The 17,036-nt window shown below is 51.1% G+C and carries 18 protein-coding genes and 1 tRNA gene; 14 read left to right on the top strand and 5 right to left on the bottom strand.

Annotated features, from left to right (window positions below; all coding sequences use genetic code 11):
- Window positions 1-116 precede the first annotated feature (116 nt).
- The 14 genes from Q7T66_RS04710 (at window position 117) to Q7T66_RS04645 (ending at window position 13,014) form a co-directional block, all read left to right on the top strand.
- Window positions 117-1,010, top strand: a complete 894-nt coding sequence (locus tag Q7T66_RS04710; RefSeq protein ID WP_304932149.1) for a TauD/TfdA family dioxygenase — start codon at window positions 117-119, stop codon at window positions 1,008-1,010.
- Window positions 1,011-1,103: 93 nt separating this feature from the next.
- Window positions 1,104-2,156 carry an ABC transporter substrate-binding protein gene (locus Q7T66_RS04705; RefSeq protein WP_304932148.1) on the top strand — a complete coding sequence of 351 codons (1,053 nt, stop codon included), beginning with the start codon at window positions 1,104-1,106 and terminating at the stop codon, window positions 2,154-2,156.
- A 2-nt stretch (window positions 2,157-2,158) separates the two neighbouring features.
- Window positions 2,159-3,163 carry an ABC transporter substrate-binding protein gene (locus Q7T66_RS04700; RefSeq protein WP_304932146.1) on the top strand — a complete coding sequence of 335 codons (1,005 nt, stop codon included), beginning with the start codon at window positions 2,159-2,161 and terminating at the stop codon, window positions 3,161-3,163.
- A 1-nt stretch (window position 3,164) separates the two neighbouring features.
- On the top strand, window positions 3,165-4,100 hold the full coding sequence (locus Q7T66_RS04695; RefSeq protein WP_304932145.1) for an ABC transporter ATP-binding protein: 936 nt from the start codon (window positions 3,165-3,167) through the stop codon (window positions 4,098-4,100).
- Window positions 4,097-4,969 carry an ABC transporter permease gene (locus tag Q7T66_RS04690; protein ID WP_304932144.1) on the top strand — a complete coding sequence of 291 codons (873 nt, stop codon included), beginning with the start codon at window positions 4,097-4,099 and terminating at the stop codon, window positions 4,967-4,969. The genes Q7T66_RS04695 and Q7T66_RS04690 overlap by 4 nt, the downstream gene beginning before the upstream one ends.
- A gap of 245 nt (window positions 4,970-5,214) precedes the next feature.
- Complete coding sequence (locus tag Q7T66_RS04685; RefSeq protein WP_304932143.1) at window positions 5,215-6,006, top strand: GntR family transcriptional regulator; 792 nt, start codon at window positions 5,215-5,217, stop codon at window positions 6,004-6,006.
- 9 nt (window positions 6,007-6,015) lie between these two features.
- Window positions 6,016-7,779 (top strand): fumarate reductase/succinate dehydrogenase flavoprotein subunit, encoded by a 1,764-nt coding sequence (locus Q7T66_RS04680; RefSeq protein WP_304932141.1) that lies wholly within the window; start codon window positions 6,016-6,018, stop codon window positions 7,777-7,779.
- A gap of 42 nt (window positions 7,780-7,821) precedes the next feature.
- Window positions 7,822-8,055: a ferredoxin family protein gene (locus tag Q7T66_RS04675; RefSeq protein ID WP_304932140.1), complete on the top strand. Its 234-nt coding sequence runs from the start codon at window positions 7,822-7,824 to the stop codon at window positions 8,053-8,055.
- Window positions 8,056-8,127: 72 nt separating this feature from the next.
- The gene (locus Q7T66_RS04670; protein WP_304932139.1) at window positions 8,128-9,525 is read left to right on the top strand and encodes an ABC transporter substrate-binding protein; all 1,398 of its coding nucleotides are present in this window, start codon (window positions 8,128-8,130) and stop codon (window positions 9,523-9,525) included.
- Window positions 9,526-9,540: 15 nt separating this feature from the next.
- Window positions 9,541-10,377, top strand: a complete 837-nt coding sequence (locus Q7T66_RS04665) for an ABC transporter permease (RefSeq protein ID WP_304932138.1) — start codon at window positions 9,541-9,543, stop codon at window positions 10,375-10,377.
- On the top strand, window positions 10,374-11,225 hold the full coding sequence (locus tag Q7T66_RS04660; RefSeq protein WP_304932137.1) for an ABC transporter ATP-binding protein: 852 nt from the start codon (window positions 10,374-10,376) through the stop codon (window positions 11,223-11,225). Before Q7T66_RS04665 ends, Q7T66_RS04660 begins: the two co-directional genes overlap by 4 nt.
- A 10-nt stretch (window positions 11,226-11,235) precedes the next feature.
- A complete protein-coding gene (locus Q7T66_RS04655) occupies window positions 11,236-12,207 on the top strand; it encodes a HEAT repeat domain-containing protein (RefSeq protein WP_304932136.1) in 972 nt (323 codons plus the stop codon).
- A complete protein-coding gene (locus Q7T66_RS04650) occupies window positions 12,194-12,502 on the top strand; it encodes a DUF971 domain-containing protein (protein ID WP_304932135.1) in 309 nt (102 codons plus the stop codon). Before Q7T66_RS04655 ends, Q7T66_RS04650 begins: the two co-directional genes overlap by 14 nt.
- 155 nt (window positions 12,503-12,657) lie before the next feature.
- Entirely contained in the window at window positions 12,658-13,014 is a 357-nt protein-coding gene (locus Q7T66_RS04645; protein ID WP_304932134.1) for a PilZ domain-containing protein, read from the top strand.
- 212 nt (window positions 13,015-13,226) lie between these two features.
- Here Q7T66_RS04645 and Q7T66_RS04640 read toward each other — a convergent pair.
- From Q7T66_RS04640 to tolA, 5 genes are all read right to left on the bottom strand, one after another.
- A tRNA-Lys gene (locus tag Q7T66_RS04640) sits at window positions 13,227-13,302 on the bottom strand.
- A 261-nt stretch (window positions 13,303-13,563) separates the two neighbouring features.
- Window positions 13,564-14,301: a tol-pal system protein YbgF gene (ybgF, locus tag Q7T66_RS04635; RefSeq protein WP_304932133.1), complete on the bottom strand. Its 738-nt coding sequence runs from the start codon at window positions 14,299-14,301 to the stop codon at window positions 13,564-13,566.
- A gap of 5 nt (window positions 14,302-14,306) precedes the next feature.
- On the bottom strand, window positions 14,307-14,813 hold the full coding sequence (gene pal / locus Q7T66_RS04630) for a peptidoglycan-associated lipoprotein Pal (protein WP_304932132.1): 507 nt from the start codon (window positions 14,811-14,813) through the stop codon (window positions 14,307-14,309).
- A gap of 68 nt (window positions 14,814-14,881) precedes the next feature.
- Complete coding sequence (gene tolB, locus Q7T66_RS04625; protein WP_304932131.1) at window positions 14,882-16,153, bottom strand: Tol-Pal system beta propeller repeat protein TolB; 1,272 nt, start codon at window positions 16,151-16,153, stop codon at window positions 14,882-14,884.
- 3 nt (window positions 16,154-16,156) lie between these two features.
- Window positions 16,157-17,032 carry a cell envelope integrity protein TolA gene (gene tolA, locus Q7T66_RS04620; RefSeq protein ID WP_304932130.1) on the bottom strand — a complete coding sequence of 292 codons (876 nt, stop codon included), beginning with the start codon at window positions 17,030-17,032 and terminating at the stop codon, window positions 16,157-16,159.
- Between the last annotated feature and the right edge of the window lie 4 nt (window positions 17,033-17,036).

Here is a 17,036-nt window from a genome sequence, read left to right as displayed (position 1 = left end):
CTTAACGATTGTGTGAATCAAAAATCGCATATGGTTAGAAAATAACATTCGTTTGTTATAGAACACTCGCCAGATAAACTAATTTTTCTTATCTGGATAAAACGAGTTTTCTTATTATGTCCGCAGCACTTATCTCCGAACCTGAAGTTCTTGCAACTTCAACATTCAAGGTTAATCCATTCAATGCACCACTTGGTGCAGAGATCATCAATCTCGACCTGACGCGTGCATTGCCTGATGATGAGTTCAAACGCGTACATCAGGCGCATCTGGATCATCATCTGCTGATCTTTCGCGATCAACGCATTACACCTGCGCAACAAATTGCATTCAGCCGCCGCTTCGGCGCGTTGCAGATCCACGTACTGCATCAATTCCAATTGTCTGGCTATCCAGAGATTTTAATCATCTCGAACATCAAGGAAAACGGCGAGCCGATAGGCTTGGGCGATGCCGGTCATTTCTGGCATTCGGACCTGTCGTACGTCGATCTACCAAGTCTGGGTTCGATGCTGCATGCACAGGAATTGCCTGCTGAAGGCGGCGATACCTTATTCGCAAATATGCATCTGGCATGGGACACACTAGCCCCCGCCTTGCAACGCCAAGTCGCGCATCTGAAAGCTGAACACAGCTATCTTGCGCAGTACGCCGAACTGCAGCGTCGTAATCCATGGCGTCCTGATTTGACTGCTGAGCAAATTGCCAAGGTCAAGCCGGTGTTGCAGCCGGTGGTGCGCACGCATCCGGAAACCGGCCGCAAAACTTTGTTTGTCAGTGAGCATTTCACGACAAAGATCGATGGCTTGCCGGAAGATGAAAGTCGCGATCTGCTGCATCAACTATTCACGCACAGCGTCAAGCCGGAGCATGTTTATCGCCATCACTATCAGCCGCATGATCTGGTGTTCTGGGATAACCGCTCATTGATGCATCTTGCTGGCGGTTGTCCGGACGATCAACGCCGCAAGCTTTATCGCACCACGATTGAAGGCGATCTGCCTTTCTAATTTTACTAATGAATAGCTGTATTTGGATACATTCAATCGATGTATTCACCTTGCTGTATTTGACTCTAAATAAAATTTATACACGGAGAGTTCATGTCGTATTCATCGCGCCCATATCGCACCAATTACGCACCGCGTCGTCGCTTGTTGGCTGTAACTTTGTGCATCGCTGCGGTCGTTGTGTCGCTGTTGTCTGCGCAATCAGCCCGGGCTGAAGGCAAGATTCGCATCGCTGAACAGTTCGGCATCGTCTATCTGTTGTTGAACGTCGCGCAAGATCAAAAGCTGATTGAAAAACACGGCAAGAAAAACGGCGTCGATGTTGACGTTGAATGGCTGAAGTTGTCAGGCGGCTCCGCAGTTAATGATGCCTTGTTGTCTGGCTCCATCGATATCGCTGGCGCTGGTGTTGGTCCGTTGCTGACGATATGGGATCGCACATTGGGCAAGCAAAACGTCAAAGGCGTCGCCTCATTAGGTAATTTCCCTTACTACCTGGTGACGAATAATCCAGCCGTCAAGAGCATCGCCGACTTCACCGACAAGGATCGCATCGCGGTTCCGGCTGTCGGCGTGTCAGTGCAATCACGCATTCTGCAACTGGCTTCAGCCAAGCTGTGGGGCGACAAGGAATTCGCACGTCTCGACAAATTCAGCGTTGCCGTGCCGCATCCTGATGCGACAGCAGCGATCATCAAGGGCGGTACTGAAATTACCGGCCACTTCGGTAATCCTCCATTCCAGGAGCAGGAACTGGCAGGCAATCCGAATGCACACATCGTCTTGAATTCCTACCAGGTACTCGGTGGTCCAGCGTCCGCAACCGTGCTGTATGCGACTGAAAAATTCCGCAACGATAATCCGAAAACCTACAAAGCCTTTATCGATGCGTTGGCAGAAGCAGCGCAGTTCATCAGCAAGAATCCTGAAAAGGCTGCTGACATTTATATCAAGGTCAGCAATGCAAATATCGACCGCAATCTTTTGCTGAAGATCATCAAGAATCCTGAAGTTCAATTCAAGATTACGCCACAGAACACTTACACCTTGGCGGAATTCATGCATCGCATCGGTGCCATCAAAAATAAACCAGCATCAGTCAAAGACTATTTCTTTGACGATGCACACAACGTAGCGGGTAATTAAACATGAAAGCAACAAAGTTTTTATTAAGTGGTATCAGCCTGGGACTGGCTCTGTTGAGCGGCACCGTGCATGCAGAAGGCAAGATCAGCATCGCGCAACAGTTTGGTATCGGTTACCTGATTCTCGACGTTGTACGCGATCAAAAGCTGATTGAAAAACACGGCAAGCAGCAGGGCGTGAATATTGAAGTTGAGTGGTCCAGCATCTCTGGCGCAACTGCGATGAACGAAGCGTTGCTGGCAGGCGCACTCGATGTGGTATCGGCAGGTGTGCCACCAATGTTGACGATGTGGGATAGAACCAAGGGCAAGCAGAATGTGAAAGCAGTGGCGGCACTCGGTTCCTTGCCTAACTACTTGCTGTCGAATAATCCTGCAGTCAAAACGTTGAAGGATTTGAGCGACAAGGATCGTATTGCAGTACCCGCAGCTGGAGTCGGTTTCCAGTCGCGTACTTTACAGATTGAAACAGCACGTCAGTTTGGTAAAGATAATTTCAAAAAATTCGACAATATTTCTGTCAGCTTGCCGCATCCTGATGCGACGGTTGCATTGATTGCCGGTGGCTCCGAGATCAACACGCATTTCTCCAGCGCGCCTTTCTACTACCAGGCGCTGGCTGCGAACAAGAACGTACACAAGGTAATCAGTTCATACGACATCCTTGGTGGACCTGCGACATTTAACGTGTTGTACACGACGCAGAAGTTCCACGACGAGAATCCAAAGACTTACAAGGCTTTCTACGCTGCGTTGCTGGAAGCATCACAGTTCATCAAGTCTAACAAGGCCAAGGCAGCCGATACTTTCATCCGCATACAGAAATCAAAACTGGAGCCAGAACTTGTACGCAGCATCGTTGAGGATCCAGAGAATGATTTCACCATTTCGCCACACCGTACTTTTGTCTATGCAGACGAATTGCAAAAACTAGGTGTGATCAAAAACAAGGCGGCATCGTGGAAGGATTACTTCTTCGAAGAAGCCTACGCGCAGCCGGGTAGCTAAGATGTTACGCGCGCGACTGGCCACGCAATCAGTAGGCGAATCGGTAGGCCAACCAATTTTGAATAGCAGTGTGAGCGCCTTGCATCGCGCTCCAGAATTCGGTGCGCTTGTTGCGCCGGGTCGCAATGCGGTGCCGTCTCGTAATGTGGACGAGGTAACAGCGGTTTCGCCTTTGCTGCAGGTTGATGGCGTCAGTCTCGAATATCGTACCCATGAACGCGTAGTCCGCGCGACACATCGCGTTAGTTTTGATATGCATGAAGGCGATCGTTTCGTGTTGCTTGGTCCTTCGGGTTGCGGCAAGTCGACCTTGTTGAAAGCCGTTGGTGGTTTTATCGGACCAGTGGAAGGTGAGATTCGTCTTGGTGGCAAACCAGTGACAGCACCGGGTCCAGATCGCATGGTCGTGTTCCAGGAATTTGACCAGCTATCACCTTGGAAAACGGTAAAACAGAATGTGATCTTTCCGCTGAAGGCTTCCGGCACTTTACGAAAGAAGGAAGCGGAAGAACGCGCCTTGCACTATCTAGACAAGGTTGGCCTTTCCAAGTTTGCTGATGTACATCCGCATCAACTGTCTGGCGGCATGAAGGCGCGCGTTGCGATTGCGCGAGCATTGGCGATGCAGCCACGTGTTTTGTTGATGGATGAGCCGTTCGCTGCGCTCGATGCCCTGACGCGTCGCAAGATGCAGGAAGAACTTTTACAGTTATGGGATGAAGTTCGCTTCACGTTATTGTTTGTTACCCATTCAATTGAAGAAGCACTGATCGTTGGCAATCGCATTGCCTTGCTATCGCCGCATCCTGGTCGTATGCGTGCTGAAATCAACAGTCACGACTTCAACTTGGCAAGCTTGGGCAGCGCTGAATTTCAAGGCACTGCGCAGCGCATACACCATATGCTGTTTGAAGAAGAGCAAGAAGGCGCAGTATGAGCAATACCTTGAACCCGCCGATCCGGCCTGAATATGAATTGCCTCTGCAAACTTTTAACGAAATTGCAGTCGAACGTCGCTTGCCGTTTGCTTCACGTTTGTGGGCGCAAGGCTGGTTGCGCAAGGGCGTGATTCTGATTGTGCTGGCGCTGATCTGGGAATTGGCAGCACGCTGGCAAGATAATGATTTGTTGTTTCCAACGTTCATCGCCACAGCGCATGCATTGGTGGAAGGTGTGATTAGTGGCGAATTGATCGAAAAGGTCGCCATTTCTTTGTCGGTGTTATTGCAAGGTTATGTCATCGGCGTGCTGGTGGCATTTGCATTGACGACACTGGCGGTGTCTACGCAGCTGGGTCGTGATCTGCTGGATACCTTGACGTCGATGCTCAATCCTTTACCTGCGATTGCCTTACTGCCGCTGGCCTTGCTGTGGTTTGGCCTGGGACGTGGCAGTCTGGTATTTGTACTGGTGCATTCGGTATTGTGGCCATTGGCTTTGAATACTTACGCAGGCTTTCAAGGTGTTCCGGAAACATTGCGCATGGCCGGTCGCAATTATGGTTTGCGTGGCTTGCCTTATGTGTTGCAAGTGTTGGTTCCTGCCGCGCTACCGGCGATTCTCTCTGGCCTGAAAATTGGCTGGGCCTTTGCATGGCGCACCTTGATTGCAGCTGAACTTGTATTCGGCGCATCGTCAGGAAAAGGCGGACTCGGGTGGTATATTTTTCAGAATCGTAATGAGCTCTATACCGACAAAGTATTCGCCGGACTCGCTGCAGTTATTTTGATTGGTCTGCTGGTAGAGAATATCGTGTTCCGTACTTTGGAAAGAGTCACAGTGCAACGCTGGGGCATGCAACGATAAATATCTGCAATCGTCTTTTTGCATCAAATTTCTCATCTCAAATGGTCGACTGCTCTGGAGTTGGCCATTTTTTTATGTCGTCTAGCGCAATTCATTATCAGACCTGTGCCTAAAAATAAGGCACAACATTTTTCTCATAAGTAATCGCGAATAGATTCGTTCACAAGCGATATGTCGATCGTTAAGATCATCAAAATTGAATCGAACATAACTTGTTATGACAAGTAAGAAGAAAGCAGATCCTCATGAGTAATTTCCGTACGCTGGCGATGTCACCGGTTCCTCTCTACACGCAACTGAAGGAAAGTCTGCGTGAGCGGATTCTCGATGGCACTTACAAAGTGCACCAGCAATTACCTTCCGAAAGCGAGATGAGCGCCTTGTTTGGCGTTAGTCGCATCACTGTGCGACAAGCATTGAGCGATCTACAAAAAGAAGGCTTGATCTTCAAGATTCCAGGCAAAGGCACTTTCGTTGCAAAGACCAAAGCATTCCAGCAATTGATGCAACTTGAAGGCCTGGCCGAAGCCATGTCACGCATGGGCTACGAGATTTACAACCAGGTTACGAGTCACAAGATCGTGCCGGCCTCGACTACCGTTGCCGAGAGATTGCAACTTGAAGTTGGTGCGCCAGTAGCCGAAATCAAACGCGTGCGACATCTGAATCGCGAACCACTTTCTATCGAAATTACCTATCTGCCGGCGGAGATAGGCGAACGATTGCGCAAAGTCGATCTGGCAACGCGCGACATTTTTCTGGTACTTGAAAACGATTTCGGCATTGCACTGGGACGCGCGGATTTGCAACTGGACGCAATGCTGGCTGATGAAGTTTTGGCGCGACCTTTGCAGATTGAAGAGGGCACCGCGCTATTACGCATGGAGCGTCTGACGCATACCGCAGAGGGACAACCACTGGATTTCGAATACCTGTATTTCCGCGGCGATGCCTTTCAGTATCGACTGCAGATCGAACGTCATACAACACCACATACCGCACCGGCGAAACCCGCAACTCGCACGCGCAAGAAATAAGGAATCAATATGGAAACAATTATTCAAACAGTCGATGTGCTGGTCATAGGCGGTGGTACAGCTGGCCCCATGGCGGCTGTCAAAGCCAAAGAAGCGAATCCGAAGTTGCGCGTATTGCTGCTGGAAAAAGCCAACGTCAAACGCAGTGGCGCAATCTCGATGGGGATGGACGGCTTGAACAACGCAGTCGTACCTGGCTTCGCAACGCCAGAACAATATGTAAAAGAAATTACCACCGCTAACGACGGCATCGTCAATCAAAAAACGGTGATGGCCTACGCGCAGAACAGCTACGCGATGATTGAGGAACTCGATCAATGGGGCGTCAAGTTCGAGAAGGATGAAACCGGCGATTACGCGATGCGCAAGGTGCACCACATGGGCACTTATGTATTGCCTATGCCGGAAGGTCACGACATCAAGAAGGTCTTGTATCGCCGCCTGAAGCGCACGCGAGTAGAGATCACCAATCGCCTGGTCGCCACGCGCTTGCTGCTCGCAGAAGACGGCAGTATTGCCGGCGCGATGGCCTTCGATTGCCGTACCGGCGACTTTCATGTGATTCGCGCGAAGAGTGTGGTGCTGTCAACTGGCGCTGCGGGTCGCCTTGGCTTGCCGTCGTCTGGTTATCTGTTTGGTACGTATGAAAATCCAACCAACGCCGGCGACGGTTACAGCATGGCGTATCACGCTGGCGCTGAACTGTCGGGCATCGAGTGCTTCCAGATCAATCCATTGATCAAGGATTACAACGGCCCCGCTTGCGCATACGTGACTGGCCCTTTCGGCGGTTTCACGACCAACAACAAAGGTGAACGCTTCATCGAATGCGATTACTGGAGCGGCCAGATGATGCAGGAGTTTTATAACGAACTGCAAAGCGGTAACGGCCCTGTATTCCTGAAGCTCGATCACCTCGCCGAAGAAACCATCAGCACGATTGAAACAATCTTGCATACGAATGAACGTCCAAGTCGTGGTCGTTTCCACGAAGGACGCGGCACCAACTATCGCGAACAGATGGTCGAGATGCACATTTCCGAAATCGGTTTGTGCAGCGGCCATTCAGCATCCGGCGTGTGGGTTGATGAACATGCAGCGACGACAGTACCGGGCTTGTACGCCGCCGGCGATCTGGCCTGTGTGCCGCACAACTATATGTTGGGTGCCTTCGTCTACGGCAAGTTGGCAGGTGAAAGCGCCGCGCAACGTTGCGCCGAGATCGAACTGGCAGACATGGATGACGCGCAAGTCGAATTGGAACGCACCCGCGTCTGGGCACCGCTGCTGGTGAAGGACGGTTTGCCGCCTTCGCAAGTTGAATACAAATTGCGCCGCATGGTGAATGACTATCTGCAACCGCCGAAAGTCACACGCAAGATGGAAATCGGCCTGACGCGTTTCGAAGCGATACGCGCAGATCTGGAACACATGTCTGCGGCCGGGCCACATGAGTTGATGCGTGCGATGGAAGTACATGCAATCCGTGACTGCGCAGAGATGGCAGCACGCGCTTCGCTGTATCGCACCGAAAGCCGCTGGGGTTTGTATCACAACCGCGTCGATTTTCCTGAACAGAACGACAAGAATTGGTTCGTCCACGTGCAGGTGAAAAAGGTCGATGGAGAAATGACTTGCTTCAAACGCCCGATTGAACCGTACATCGTCAGTCTCGATGACGACGAGAAAAATGCATATAACCATTTACGCGTTCGGAAAGATAGCGATAAGGAAGTTAGTGCAGCAGCAGCGGAGGTTGCACATGCGCACTGATTCTACTTCTATCAACAACACGTTCATGCAAGGAGGGCAAACATGCCCATCGCTCTAACCTCAACCAGCGTCCCGGTACGCGTTAACGACGACCTGTGTATCGCGCACAAAGGCTGCACAGTATGCGTCGATGTCTGTCCACTCGATGTGCTGGCGATCGACATGATCAAAGGCAAGGCTTACATGAAGTTCGATGAATGCTGGTACTGCATGCCGTGCGAGAAGGATTGCCCGACCGGCGCGGTCACAGTCGATATTCCATATTTATTGCGGTAGATGTCCCGAAGTCGAAAGATTAATCAAGCACTCATCAATGAAATAAGTGAAGTACTTTTACGGAGAAAGAATATGAAGTTTCAGGGAAAAATAATAGGACTGCTGCTCACCGCCGCATTTGGCATGAATGCAGCACAGGCAGAAACCATACGCGTTGCAATCGGCACGCAAGATACGACGATCAATTGCGCCACAGGTGGTTTGATCATTCGCGAGCTTAAATTGCTGGAAAAATATTTGCCGCGCGATGGCAAGTACAAGGATGTGCAATACGACATTCAATGGAAAAACTTTACATCCGGTGCGCCGCTGACGAATGAAATGCTGGCTGGCAAGCTGGATATTGGTTCGATGGCTGATTTCCCTGGTTCGTTTAACGGCGCTGCGTTCCAAAAGGCCGGTAAGCAAAGCCAGTTCATCACCGTACTGTCAGGCAGCACGACTGGTAGCGGTAACGGCATCGTGGTGCCTAAGGCCTCGACCGTGCAGTCGCTGGCTGAACTGAAAGGTAAAACGATTTCAGTACCATTTGCATCCACTGCGCACGGTATGTTGTTGCGTGCGGTCGCTGCACAAGGCTGGGTGTTGGATAAAGATGTGACGATCGTCACGCAAGCACCGGAAGTTGCCGGTCCTGCATTGCAAGCCAACAAGATCGAAGCGCATGCTGACTTTGTTCCGTTTGCTGAACTGTTCCCGTACCGCGGTTTTGCCCGCAAGATTTTCGATGGTTCGCAAGCTAACGCGCCGACATTACACGGCAGTCTGGTCGATAGCGATTATGCCAAAAAATATCCTGAAATTGTGACCGCGTATTTGCGTGCTGCGATTGAAGCGGATCGCCTGTTTGCAGCAGAGCCGGAAAAATACAGCGAGCTGATCGCTAAAGTGACCGGTATCGAGCCTGAAGTAAATTATCTGTTCCACGGTCCACTCGGTTTGCAAACGCGTGACTTCACTTTCAAACCTGAATATCGCCAAGCAATCAAAACGTCCATCGATACCTTGCGTTTGATGAAGCGTACCGAAACCGATCTTGACGTTAATACTTTCATCAACGATCTGTACATCCGCGCTGCATTCAAACAAGCTGGTCAGGACTACGACGGTCATCTGAAAAACTATGCACGTTCACCTTTGAAGGCCAAAGATGCGCGCACCGGCAAAGCTATCACCGATGTAAAACGTGTTGCGCAAATCTGGGTACAAGGTGAACCACTGGTGCGTCATTACGTCTCGCCTGAATCTGCTCTGACTGATCTCGCTGCATTGGAAAAATCTGGCAAGAAGATCCGTGTGGTGTACGCACAGGACCGTAATAGCGGCAACAAACTGCTGGCTGGCGACGCGTGGTTCGTGAAGAACAAAGGCGAAGTCAACGCCTTCCTGTTGAAAGATGCCGCAGAAGCCTGGGCCCAAACCAACGGCGGCACTGTGCTTGATTTCGACGCGGTTAAAGCAGCGATCTAAAAGTAAAGGAACAAGATGAGCGCCATTGCACCTCCACTTACAGTGGCTGCACGCCAGCGGCAACCGCGTCGTCTGGATTTCGGCCGGCTATTGCTGAGGCTGGCTTCGCTGGCAAGCTGCATACTCATTTGGCATTGGGCGTCGACGATGCGTTGGAATCTTGGCATCGTGACGTTTCAGAATGTACCGTCGCCAAGCGAAGTATTGAGCGCAGCGTGGGCACTATTGCATGCGCCAGTGCTGGTGTCGCATTTGACTGCCAGTGTGTCACGTGTGATCAGTGGCTTTCTGACGGCAGCGGTGGTGGGCGTTAGTTTGGGCTTGTTGATTGGACGTACACGGTCAGCGGAGGACGTGTTGTTACCTCCGCTGGAAATGTTGCGTCCGATTCCCGCAGTGGCGTGGATACCATTGGCGATTTTGATGTTCCCATCATCGGAAATGTCGATGATCTTCATTACCTTTACCGGCGCCTTGTTTCCGATTCTGTTGAATACGATACATGGTGTGGAAGCAGTTGATCCACGCCTGATTGCTTCTGCTCGCAGCTTGGGTGGCGGACATCGTGCCGTACTGCTGGAAGTGATTCTGCCAGCCGCAGCGCCGGGAATTTTTACCGGTCTGGCGATTGGCATGGGCACAGCCTGGTTCTGTCTGGTGACTGCAGAAATGATTTCCGGACAATTCGGCATCGGGTATTACACCTGGATGTCTTACACGATCCAGAACTATGCAGACATCATCGTCGGCATGTTGTTGATCGGTGTGATGGGCATGGCGAGTAGCGCCCTGGTCAAAGCCATCGGTAACTTCTTGATGCCGTGGTACGTGCTGGAAAGGAAAAAATCATGAGTGCTGTTCCTGAAGTCGCGAAGGGCCGCATCGATATCGAGAATGTTCACATTCATTTAGGGCAGGGCGCGCAAGCGTTCGAAGCGCTGCACGATGTCTCGATCAAGATAGAACCAGGCGAATTTGTCTGCATCCTCGGTCCATCTGGATGTGGCAAATCTACCTTGCTCGGCGCACTGGCCGGTCATTTGCAAAGTAGTCATGGTGCGATTCACGTTGATGCGCAAGCGGTCGATGGCCCGCATCCGGATCGCGGATTGGTATTCCAGCATCACACACTTTTTCCATGGAAGAAGGTGCTCGACAACGTCACCTTCGGCTTGAAGATGAAAGGTGTGTCGCGTACTGAACGACGTAATCGTGCGCGCGAGTTGTTGAAGCTGGTGGATCTCGCCAGTTTTGAAAATCATTATCCGTCGCAGCTTTCCGGCGGCATGCAGCAACGGGTTGAGATCGCGCGTGTGTTGATCAATCATCCTCGTGTGATGTTGATGGATGAACCGTTCGGTGCACTGGATGCGCAGACGCGGCTGATGATGCAACAACTATTGCTGGAAGTCTGGGCGCGTATCAAGACCACGATTGTTTTCATCACGCATGATATTGATGAGGCCTTGTTTTTGGCCGATCGCATTCTGGTCATGAGCCCACGTCCCGGCCGCATCATCGAAGAAATTACACTGGATTTTCCAAGACCGCGTCAAGCGGATTTGGTGACGTCACAACGGTTTACCGAATTGAAACGTCATTGTCTGGAACTATTGCATCCGCAAAGAAGTTTGCCACCGTTGCCGCGTCTGACGCCGCTAGGCGCGCCACCTGCAGCACGTATGCAATTTGCAATTTAAAGGGTTAGATGTGACTACTGTATTTGAAGACGATCCAGAGATTCGCGAGATTCAATTGCGTCTCGCGGATGAAGATGGCGAGGTCCGTCGTATTGCCTTGATAGATTTGGCTGACCTGGCTGGCGACGAACATGTGCCGCTGATCATTGCAGCATTGAGCGATCCGTTGCCAACCGTGCGCGCAGAAGCAGCGCACGCGCTGGAAGCGTTTGAAACAGATGAAGGCATCATAGGCCTGATCGCATTGCTGGATGATCTTGATCAAGCGGTACGCGCAGCTGCGGCGCATGGCCTGCATGATTTGAAGTTGCCATCGTCGGCTCGTTTGCTGCTGCCGCATTTGCAGGACGCGAGCAACTTCAAATCGATTGCCTTGTTACGTGCATTGCGTGAGTTGCGCGTCCCTGAAAGTTTTAGTCCGGCGTTGAATGCCTTGGATAACACTGCGCCAGAAGTTCGCAGGGAAGCGATTGCCGTGCTTGGTTATTTAAAACATGCAGATGCGCTGCCCGCATTGAGTGCGCTGGCGGCCAATGATGCCGATGCGGAAGTGCGTCGCGCAGCGATAGGTGCGCTCGGCTTTGCCGCCGATGAGATCGTCTTGCCTTCATTGTTACTTGGCTTGAACGATGATGCCTGGCAGGTCCGTGAAGAGGCCGCCACGACGCTAGGCAAGTTGCGCTTGCAGTCAGCCCTCAATGAATTGATTGCAGCATTGGAGGACAGCTATTGGCAAGTTCGCTTGCGTGCGGCACGTGCACTGGGCCGCTTGCGCGACAAGGCAGCTGTGCAGTCCTTGATCGTCGTGTTGGGACATCAGATCAGTAACTTGCGCAAGGAAGCCGCATTGGCCTTGGGTGAGATTGCATCACTGGAAGCGCTGCAAAGTTTAGAGGCATTACAGGATGATGCTGATCCGGATGTACGCAAATCAGTGCGCCTCGCGATTAGCCAGATCAAGCTTGCCCATGAGCCACGATGATTTTCAATTGCATGCGCTAAGTATTACTAACCATTCGGATAGTGGTCGCGTGGAGATTATGTGGAGCGACGGCTTGGCCATGGCGTTCGAACACGGTTTTCTACGCACGCATTGCAAGTGCGCCGATTGCACCGCAGCGAACGCTGTGCCAGCGTACGCGTCATCGCTCAGATTGAATGATATTCGCCCGGTGGGGAGCTACGGCATCCAGCTGGTGTTCAACGATGGCCATGACCGAGGGATTTATCCATGGCCGTATTTGTATCAGCTCGGCAAAGATCAGCGCACTAGCTGAACAAGAACCGAATAAGGCTCCGCGGTTTTTCTTCATATCGATATCGCCAAACATTCGTTTGTTTTTTTCATGGAATTCGTAAGATGAGGCTTCCTGCTAGCGCATGGAGCCATCTTCCATCAGCAACGAATTCAATTGAAAAGGCGAAGAATAATATGACAGCACATCAACTTGCCATGCTCTCCCAAGTGCAAAGACAGACTTACAGAAAGATTTTTCGCCGGCGCGCGATTCTGACCTTGGGAAATAATCAAACCTCGCATGCCAGAACAATCGATATCTCTCCGCAGGATTTAAACATCATGGTCGATACGCCGTTGGAGATAGGTCATGCCGCCAGCCTCGCGTTCAACGTTACCATCAAACAGAAAACCACGCCCTTGGAATTCAAAGGTCGCGTGAGTTATTGCGTGCTCGTGGGGCGCGAAGGATTCCGTGTCGGCTTTGCGCTGGCCGCAGGCGATGCACTTCACAAAAAGCATATCGCGCACATCATGCGCGAGTCGCCCTAAACATTGCCGTTAAAGTTTGCGATGCAATTTACATCGCGTGAGGCGAGTACAGACGCAGACGCGCAACTGAATATTTCAGCTTGTAAAATTTGAAGTGATGGTGGGGAAGGCGGGAAAAGATATTACGTAAGTGCTCGCTCTTGAGAGAGCGCTACTTACATCGCCAAAAACAAGAAAGGGTCTAGATTTTCATCTAGACCCTCATGAATTCGTGGTAGGCCGTGCGGGATTCGAACCTGCGACCAACGGATTAAAAGTCCGCTGCTCTACCAGCTGAGCTAACGACCCCCGAAAGAGAGCTATTATAGAGAACTCTTATAGCCTCTGTCAATCACATCCCGACTTTTTATCTAATGTTTATTGCGACGACATGAATTGCTGATTTTGCCTGCGTATACGCTCTGTGCGTATGCGTTCCAAACTCAAGTGCTTCTAGTTGGACGACAAAAAAATCGCCCGGCTAGCGGGCGATTTTTTATACGATCTTGAAAAAATGTCAGCTTTTCAATTCGATATAAGCATCACGTAGTAGTGATGCTTATATGCGGATTATTTGAAATTAGCCAACCGTTCTTTCGCAGTCTGCGCTGAAGGAGTATTGGGATACTGGGCGACCAGTGACTCCAATGTTTTTTTCGCTGCAGATTTATCCTTCAATTCCGTATACGAGCTGGCGATGTTCAACAAGGCATCTGCACCTTTTGGATTGCCGGGATACTTTTTCAACAGTGCTTGCTGTGCCGCGATCGCATTTTTGTAATCACGTTGTGCATAGTAAGCATTGCCTATCCAGTATTGCGCAGAAGGGGCGTATGCAGATTGCGGATAGCGCTGCAGAAAATCGGCAAACGCTGCGCCGGATTTTTTGTAATCGCCAGCCTTGAACAGTGCGAGTGCATTGTCGTATGTGCGTTGCTCTGACAATTCAACAGTCGCGTCCTTGCCATCAACTGCAACGACTTGAGGTTCGAGTTTGCGCAGGCGATTATCGAGGTCGACGTAAAAGTCTTTTTGACGTTGCTGGATATTTGCAACTTCATTCGACAGTACTTCGATCTGACCATTGAGGCGTGCAATTTCCTGACGCAACTGGTCATTTTGATTCGACAGTTCAAGCACGGCTGAATTATCCGCCTTGCTTTGCTGCAGGGTATCGACCTTGGTACGAACATCGAGAATCGCGCGGCGCGCTTCGTCGTCGCCGAACAGCGCAGCATGCGCTGACAGCGACGCACAAGAAAATGCGGCCATCAAGGCCGCAATCAGGGTTTTTTTAATCATTGCCATTCAGATTAATAAACGATATCGGCACGGCGGTTTTCTGCCCATGCTGCTTCATCGCTACCCAATGCTTTTGGTTTTTCTTTGCCCAACGAAACAGCTTCCATTTGCGATTCAGGAACGCCTAACAGGGACAAGGATTTACGCACTGCTTCTGCACGTTTTTGACCAAGAGCCAAGTTGTATTCTGCGCCACCGCGTTCATCGGTATTACCTTGGATGATGATTTTACGAGCCTTGTTGCTTTGCAGGTATTTAGCGTGGTTGGCGACGACTTGCTGGTATTCAGGTTTGACGACATAGCTGTCGAGGTCAAAGTACACGCTGCGCTTGGCCAATACACCTTGTGGGTCGTTCAATGGATCGCTCGATGCGTTGACGGTGCCAACGGAACGTGGATCAGCTGCTGATGAACCTGTGCGGTCTTCAACTGGTGCTTTGTCGTCCAGTTTGGTTGACGAGCAAGCGGCCAACAGCATGGCTGTCGATAAGATGAAAACGGATGTAATTGTGCGCATTTTTATTTCCCTTGTTGATATTAAGCGTTCGAATGGTGACGAGTGTTACTTGAAGCAATTGACGTGCATTATTTCATAAACGGGCCCCATGTGGGCTCACGTATGTCGCCAGCCTGAGTGGTCAAGCGCTGTTTAACCTGACCATCCACCGAAACAACCGCCAATGTGCCGCGGCGACCGGATTCGGTTGCGTACATCAGATATTTGCCGTTAGGCGAAAAGCTGGGCGATTCGTCTTTGACGGTGTCGGAGAGGCGTTGTTCCTGACCATTCGTCAAATCCAGCGTAAATAATTGAAATTTTCCTTCGCGGCGCGAAATATAGGCCAAAAATTTGCCATCCGGCGAGATGCGGGGGCTGATGTTGTAAGCGCCGGAGAAAGTCACACGACGCGCTTCGCCGCCATTTGCACTCATTTTGTAGATCTGCGGGCCGCCGCTGCGATCGCTGGTGAAGAAAATGCTTTGGCCATCGGCTGAAAATTGTGGTTCAGTGTCGATGCCGTTCGAGTTGCTCAGACGACGTGGGTTGGTGCCGTCAGCATTGACTACATACACCTGCGTCAAGCCATCACGCGACAGCGCAACTGCCAGGCGGTTACCGTCTGGTGCCCATGAAGGTGCTGAATTGCTACCCTTGAAGTTGGAGGCAACGGTGCGTTTGCGGCTGACCAGATCCTGGATGTAGACCACAGGTTTTTTGTTTTCAAACGATACATACGCGACCTTGGTGCCATCTGGCGACCAGGCTGGCGAAATGATCGGTTCGTTCGAGCGCAGTGCGACTTGCGTGCCTTCGCCATCTGAATCGGCGATTTCAAGGCGGAATTCCTTGCCTGACTTGGTGACGTAGGCGATGCGGGTAGCAAATACGCCGCGTATGCCTGTCAATTTTTCATAGATGTCATCAGCGATTTTATGTGCTGAGACGCGGATGAATTGCGGCTGATTCGCCAGTGCCAGCGAAGACAGTTGCGTGCCTTTGTTGGTGTCGAACAAACGATATTTCACATCGAAGCGGCCATCCGACAAGCGTTGTACGCTGCCGACTACCAGTGCATCAGCACCTTTCGATTTCCAGTCAGCAAGATTGACCGCGGAATTTTCGGTCAGCACCGAGCCGGTATCGATGATTTTGAAATAACCACTGCGCAACAGGTCGGCCTTGATGATGGCACTGACTTGGTGCGGCGCCAGCGATTCATCGCCAAAGGTGGCGAGGGCTACCGGTATCTGGTTGGCACCAACGCCGGCGATTTCCACCCGCAATTGCGCGTGAGCGAGACTGGTAACGAACAAGGCGAGGATCGCGAATGAGCGTAAAAAAGAAGTCTTTATCATGGGTCACTGATCTTTCGGTTTATGAACGACGGTCAAGCGGCCAGGGACGCTGCCGGATTGATCTTTAGGAAATGGTTGCGAACGTTCGATCGCACGTTTAACGGCTTCATCGAAAGCGGGCAAACCTGAAGATTTACGCAGGCTTAATCCGCGCAACGAGCCGTCAGGCAGCAGTTCGACCTCGTATTCGACAGGAGGATTCCCGCTTAATTCAGCCGGAACCATAAATTGTGTGTTTGAACGGATTCTTGCGCGGATCTTATCGGCATATGCACCATCTGCACGGCCGCTGCCTTGCGATTTTGCTGCCTGGCCAGAACCACCGCTGCCAATAGCACCGGTCATGCGACTCAATTCTTCGGCACGTCGCTTGTCACTCAATTCTTGATCACGTTTGTCTTGCAGGCGTTTTTTGTCGGCATCAGCTTTTTTCTGCTGCTCAACTTTTTTCTTTTCAGCTTCCTGCTCTTTCAGTTTGTCCTGCTTGTCTTGCTCGGCTTTTTGCTTTGCTTTCTTTTCTTTGTCTTCTTCAGCCAGCTTGTCTTTACGTTCCTGCTCTTTGCGTTTCTTTTCTTTTTCCAGCGCGATATCGACTTTAGGCGGCTCAGGTTTGATTGGCTCTGCCTTCGGTTCTTCCTTGACGATAGGTTTTGGTTCCGGCTTAGGCTGCGGAGTTGGTTCCGGTTCTGGTGGCAGCGGTGCGGCTTCCTTCGCCTGAAAATCCCAGATTTCTGCCTTCACGGCGACCGGCGTTGCGCTTTGCCAATCGATGCCTATCCAGAAAAATACCAGCAGCGCGACGTGCACAGCCGCTGCCAGCGTGATGGCACGCCAGCGACCAGGTTCTTTCGGGACGGTGTACGGTGAATGATCTGTCATAAAA

This window comes from Herminiimonas sp., assembly GCF_030655415.1.
This window is presented reverse-complemented; position numbering and strand designations above follow the sequence as displayed.

Coding starts and splice junctions, on each gene's coding strand:
- pal (WP_304932132.1), bottom strand. CDS start 14,813: ATGCGCACAATTACATCCGTTTTCATCTTATCGACAGCCATGCTGTTG.
- Q7T66_RS04645 (WP_304932134.1), top strand. CDS start 12,658: ATGACAGCACATCAACTTGCCATGCTCTCCCAAGTGCAAAGACAGACT.
- ybgF (WP_304932133.1), bottom strand. CDS start 14,301: ATGGCAATGATTAAAAAAACCCTGATTGCGGCCTTGATGGCCGCATTT.
- Q7T66_RS04680 (WP_304932141.1), top strand. CDS start 6,016: ATGGAAACAATTATTCAAACAGTCGATGTGCTGGTCATAGGCGGTGGT.
- Q7T66_RS04690 (WP_304932144.1), top strand. CDS start 4,097: ATGAGCAATACCTTGAACCCGCCGATCCGGCCTGAATATGAATTGCCT.
- Q7T66_RS04695 (WP_304932145.1), top strand. CDS start 3,165: ATGTTACGCGCGCGACTGGCCACGCAATCAGTAGGCGAATCGGTAGGC.
- tolB (WP_304932131.1), bottom strand. CDS start 16,153: ATGATAAAGACTTCTTTTTTACGCTCATTCGCGATCCTCGCCTTGTTC.
- Q7T66_RS04650 (WP_304932135.1), top strand. CDS start 12,194: ATGAGCCACGATGATTTTCAATTGCATGCGCTAAGTATTACTAACCAT.
- Q7T66_RS04660 (WP_304932137.1), top strand. CDS start 10,374: ATGAGTGCTGTTCCTGAAGTCGCGAAGGGCCGCATCGATATCGAGAAT.
- Q7T66_RS04685 (WP_304932143.1), top strand. CDS start 5,215: ATGAGTAATTTCCGTACGCTGGCGATGTCACCGGTTCCTCTCTACACG.
- Q7T66_RS04705 (WP_304932148.1), top strand. CDS start 1,104: ATGTCGTATTCATCGCGCCCATATCGCACCAATTACGCACCGCGTCGT.
- Q7T66_RS04710 (WP_304932149.1), top strand. CDS start 117: ATGTCCGCAGCACTTATCTCCGAACCTGAAGTTCTTGCAACTTCAACA.
- tolA (WP_304932130.1), bottom strand. CDS start 17,032: ATGACAGATCATTCACCGTACACCGTCCCGAAAGAACCTGGTCGCTGG.
- Q7T66_RS04700 (WP_304932146.1), top strand. CDS start 2,159: ATGAAAGCAACAAAGTTTTTATTAAGTGGTATCAGCCTGGGACTGGCT.
- Q7T66_RS04670 (WP_304932139.1), top strand. CDS start 8,128: ATGAAGTTTCAGGGAAAAATAATAGGACTGCTGCTCACCGCCGCATTT.
- Q7T66_RS04665 (WP_304932138.1), top strand. CDS start 9,541: ATGAGCGCCATTGCACCTCCACTTACAGTGGCTGCACGCCAGCGGCAA.
- Q7T66_RS04675 (WP_304932140.1), top strand. CDS start 7,822: ATGCCCATCGCTCTAACCTCAACCAGCGTCCCGGTACGCGTTAACGAC.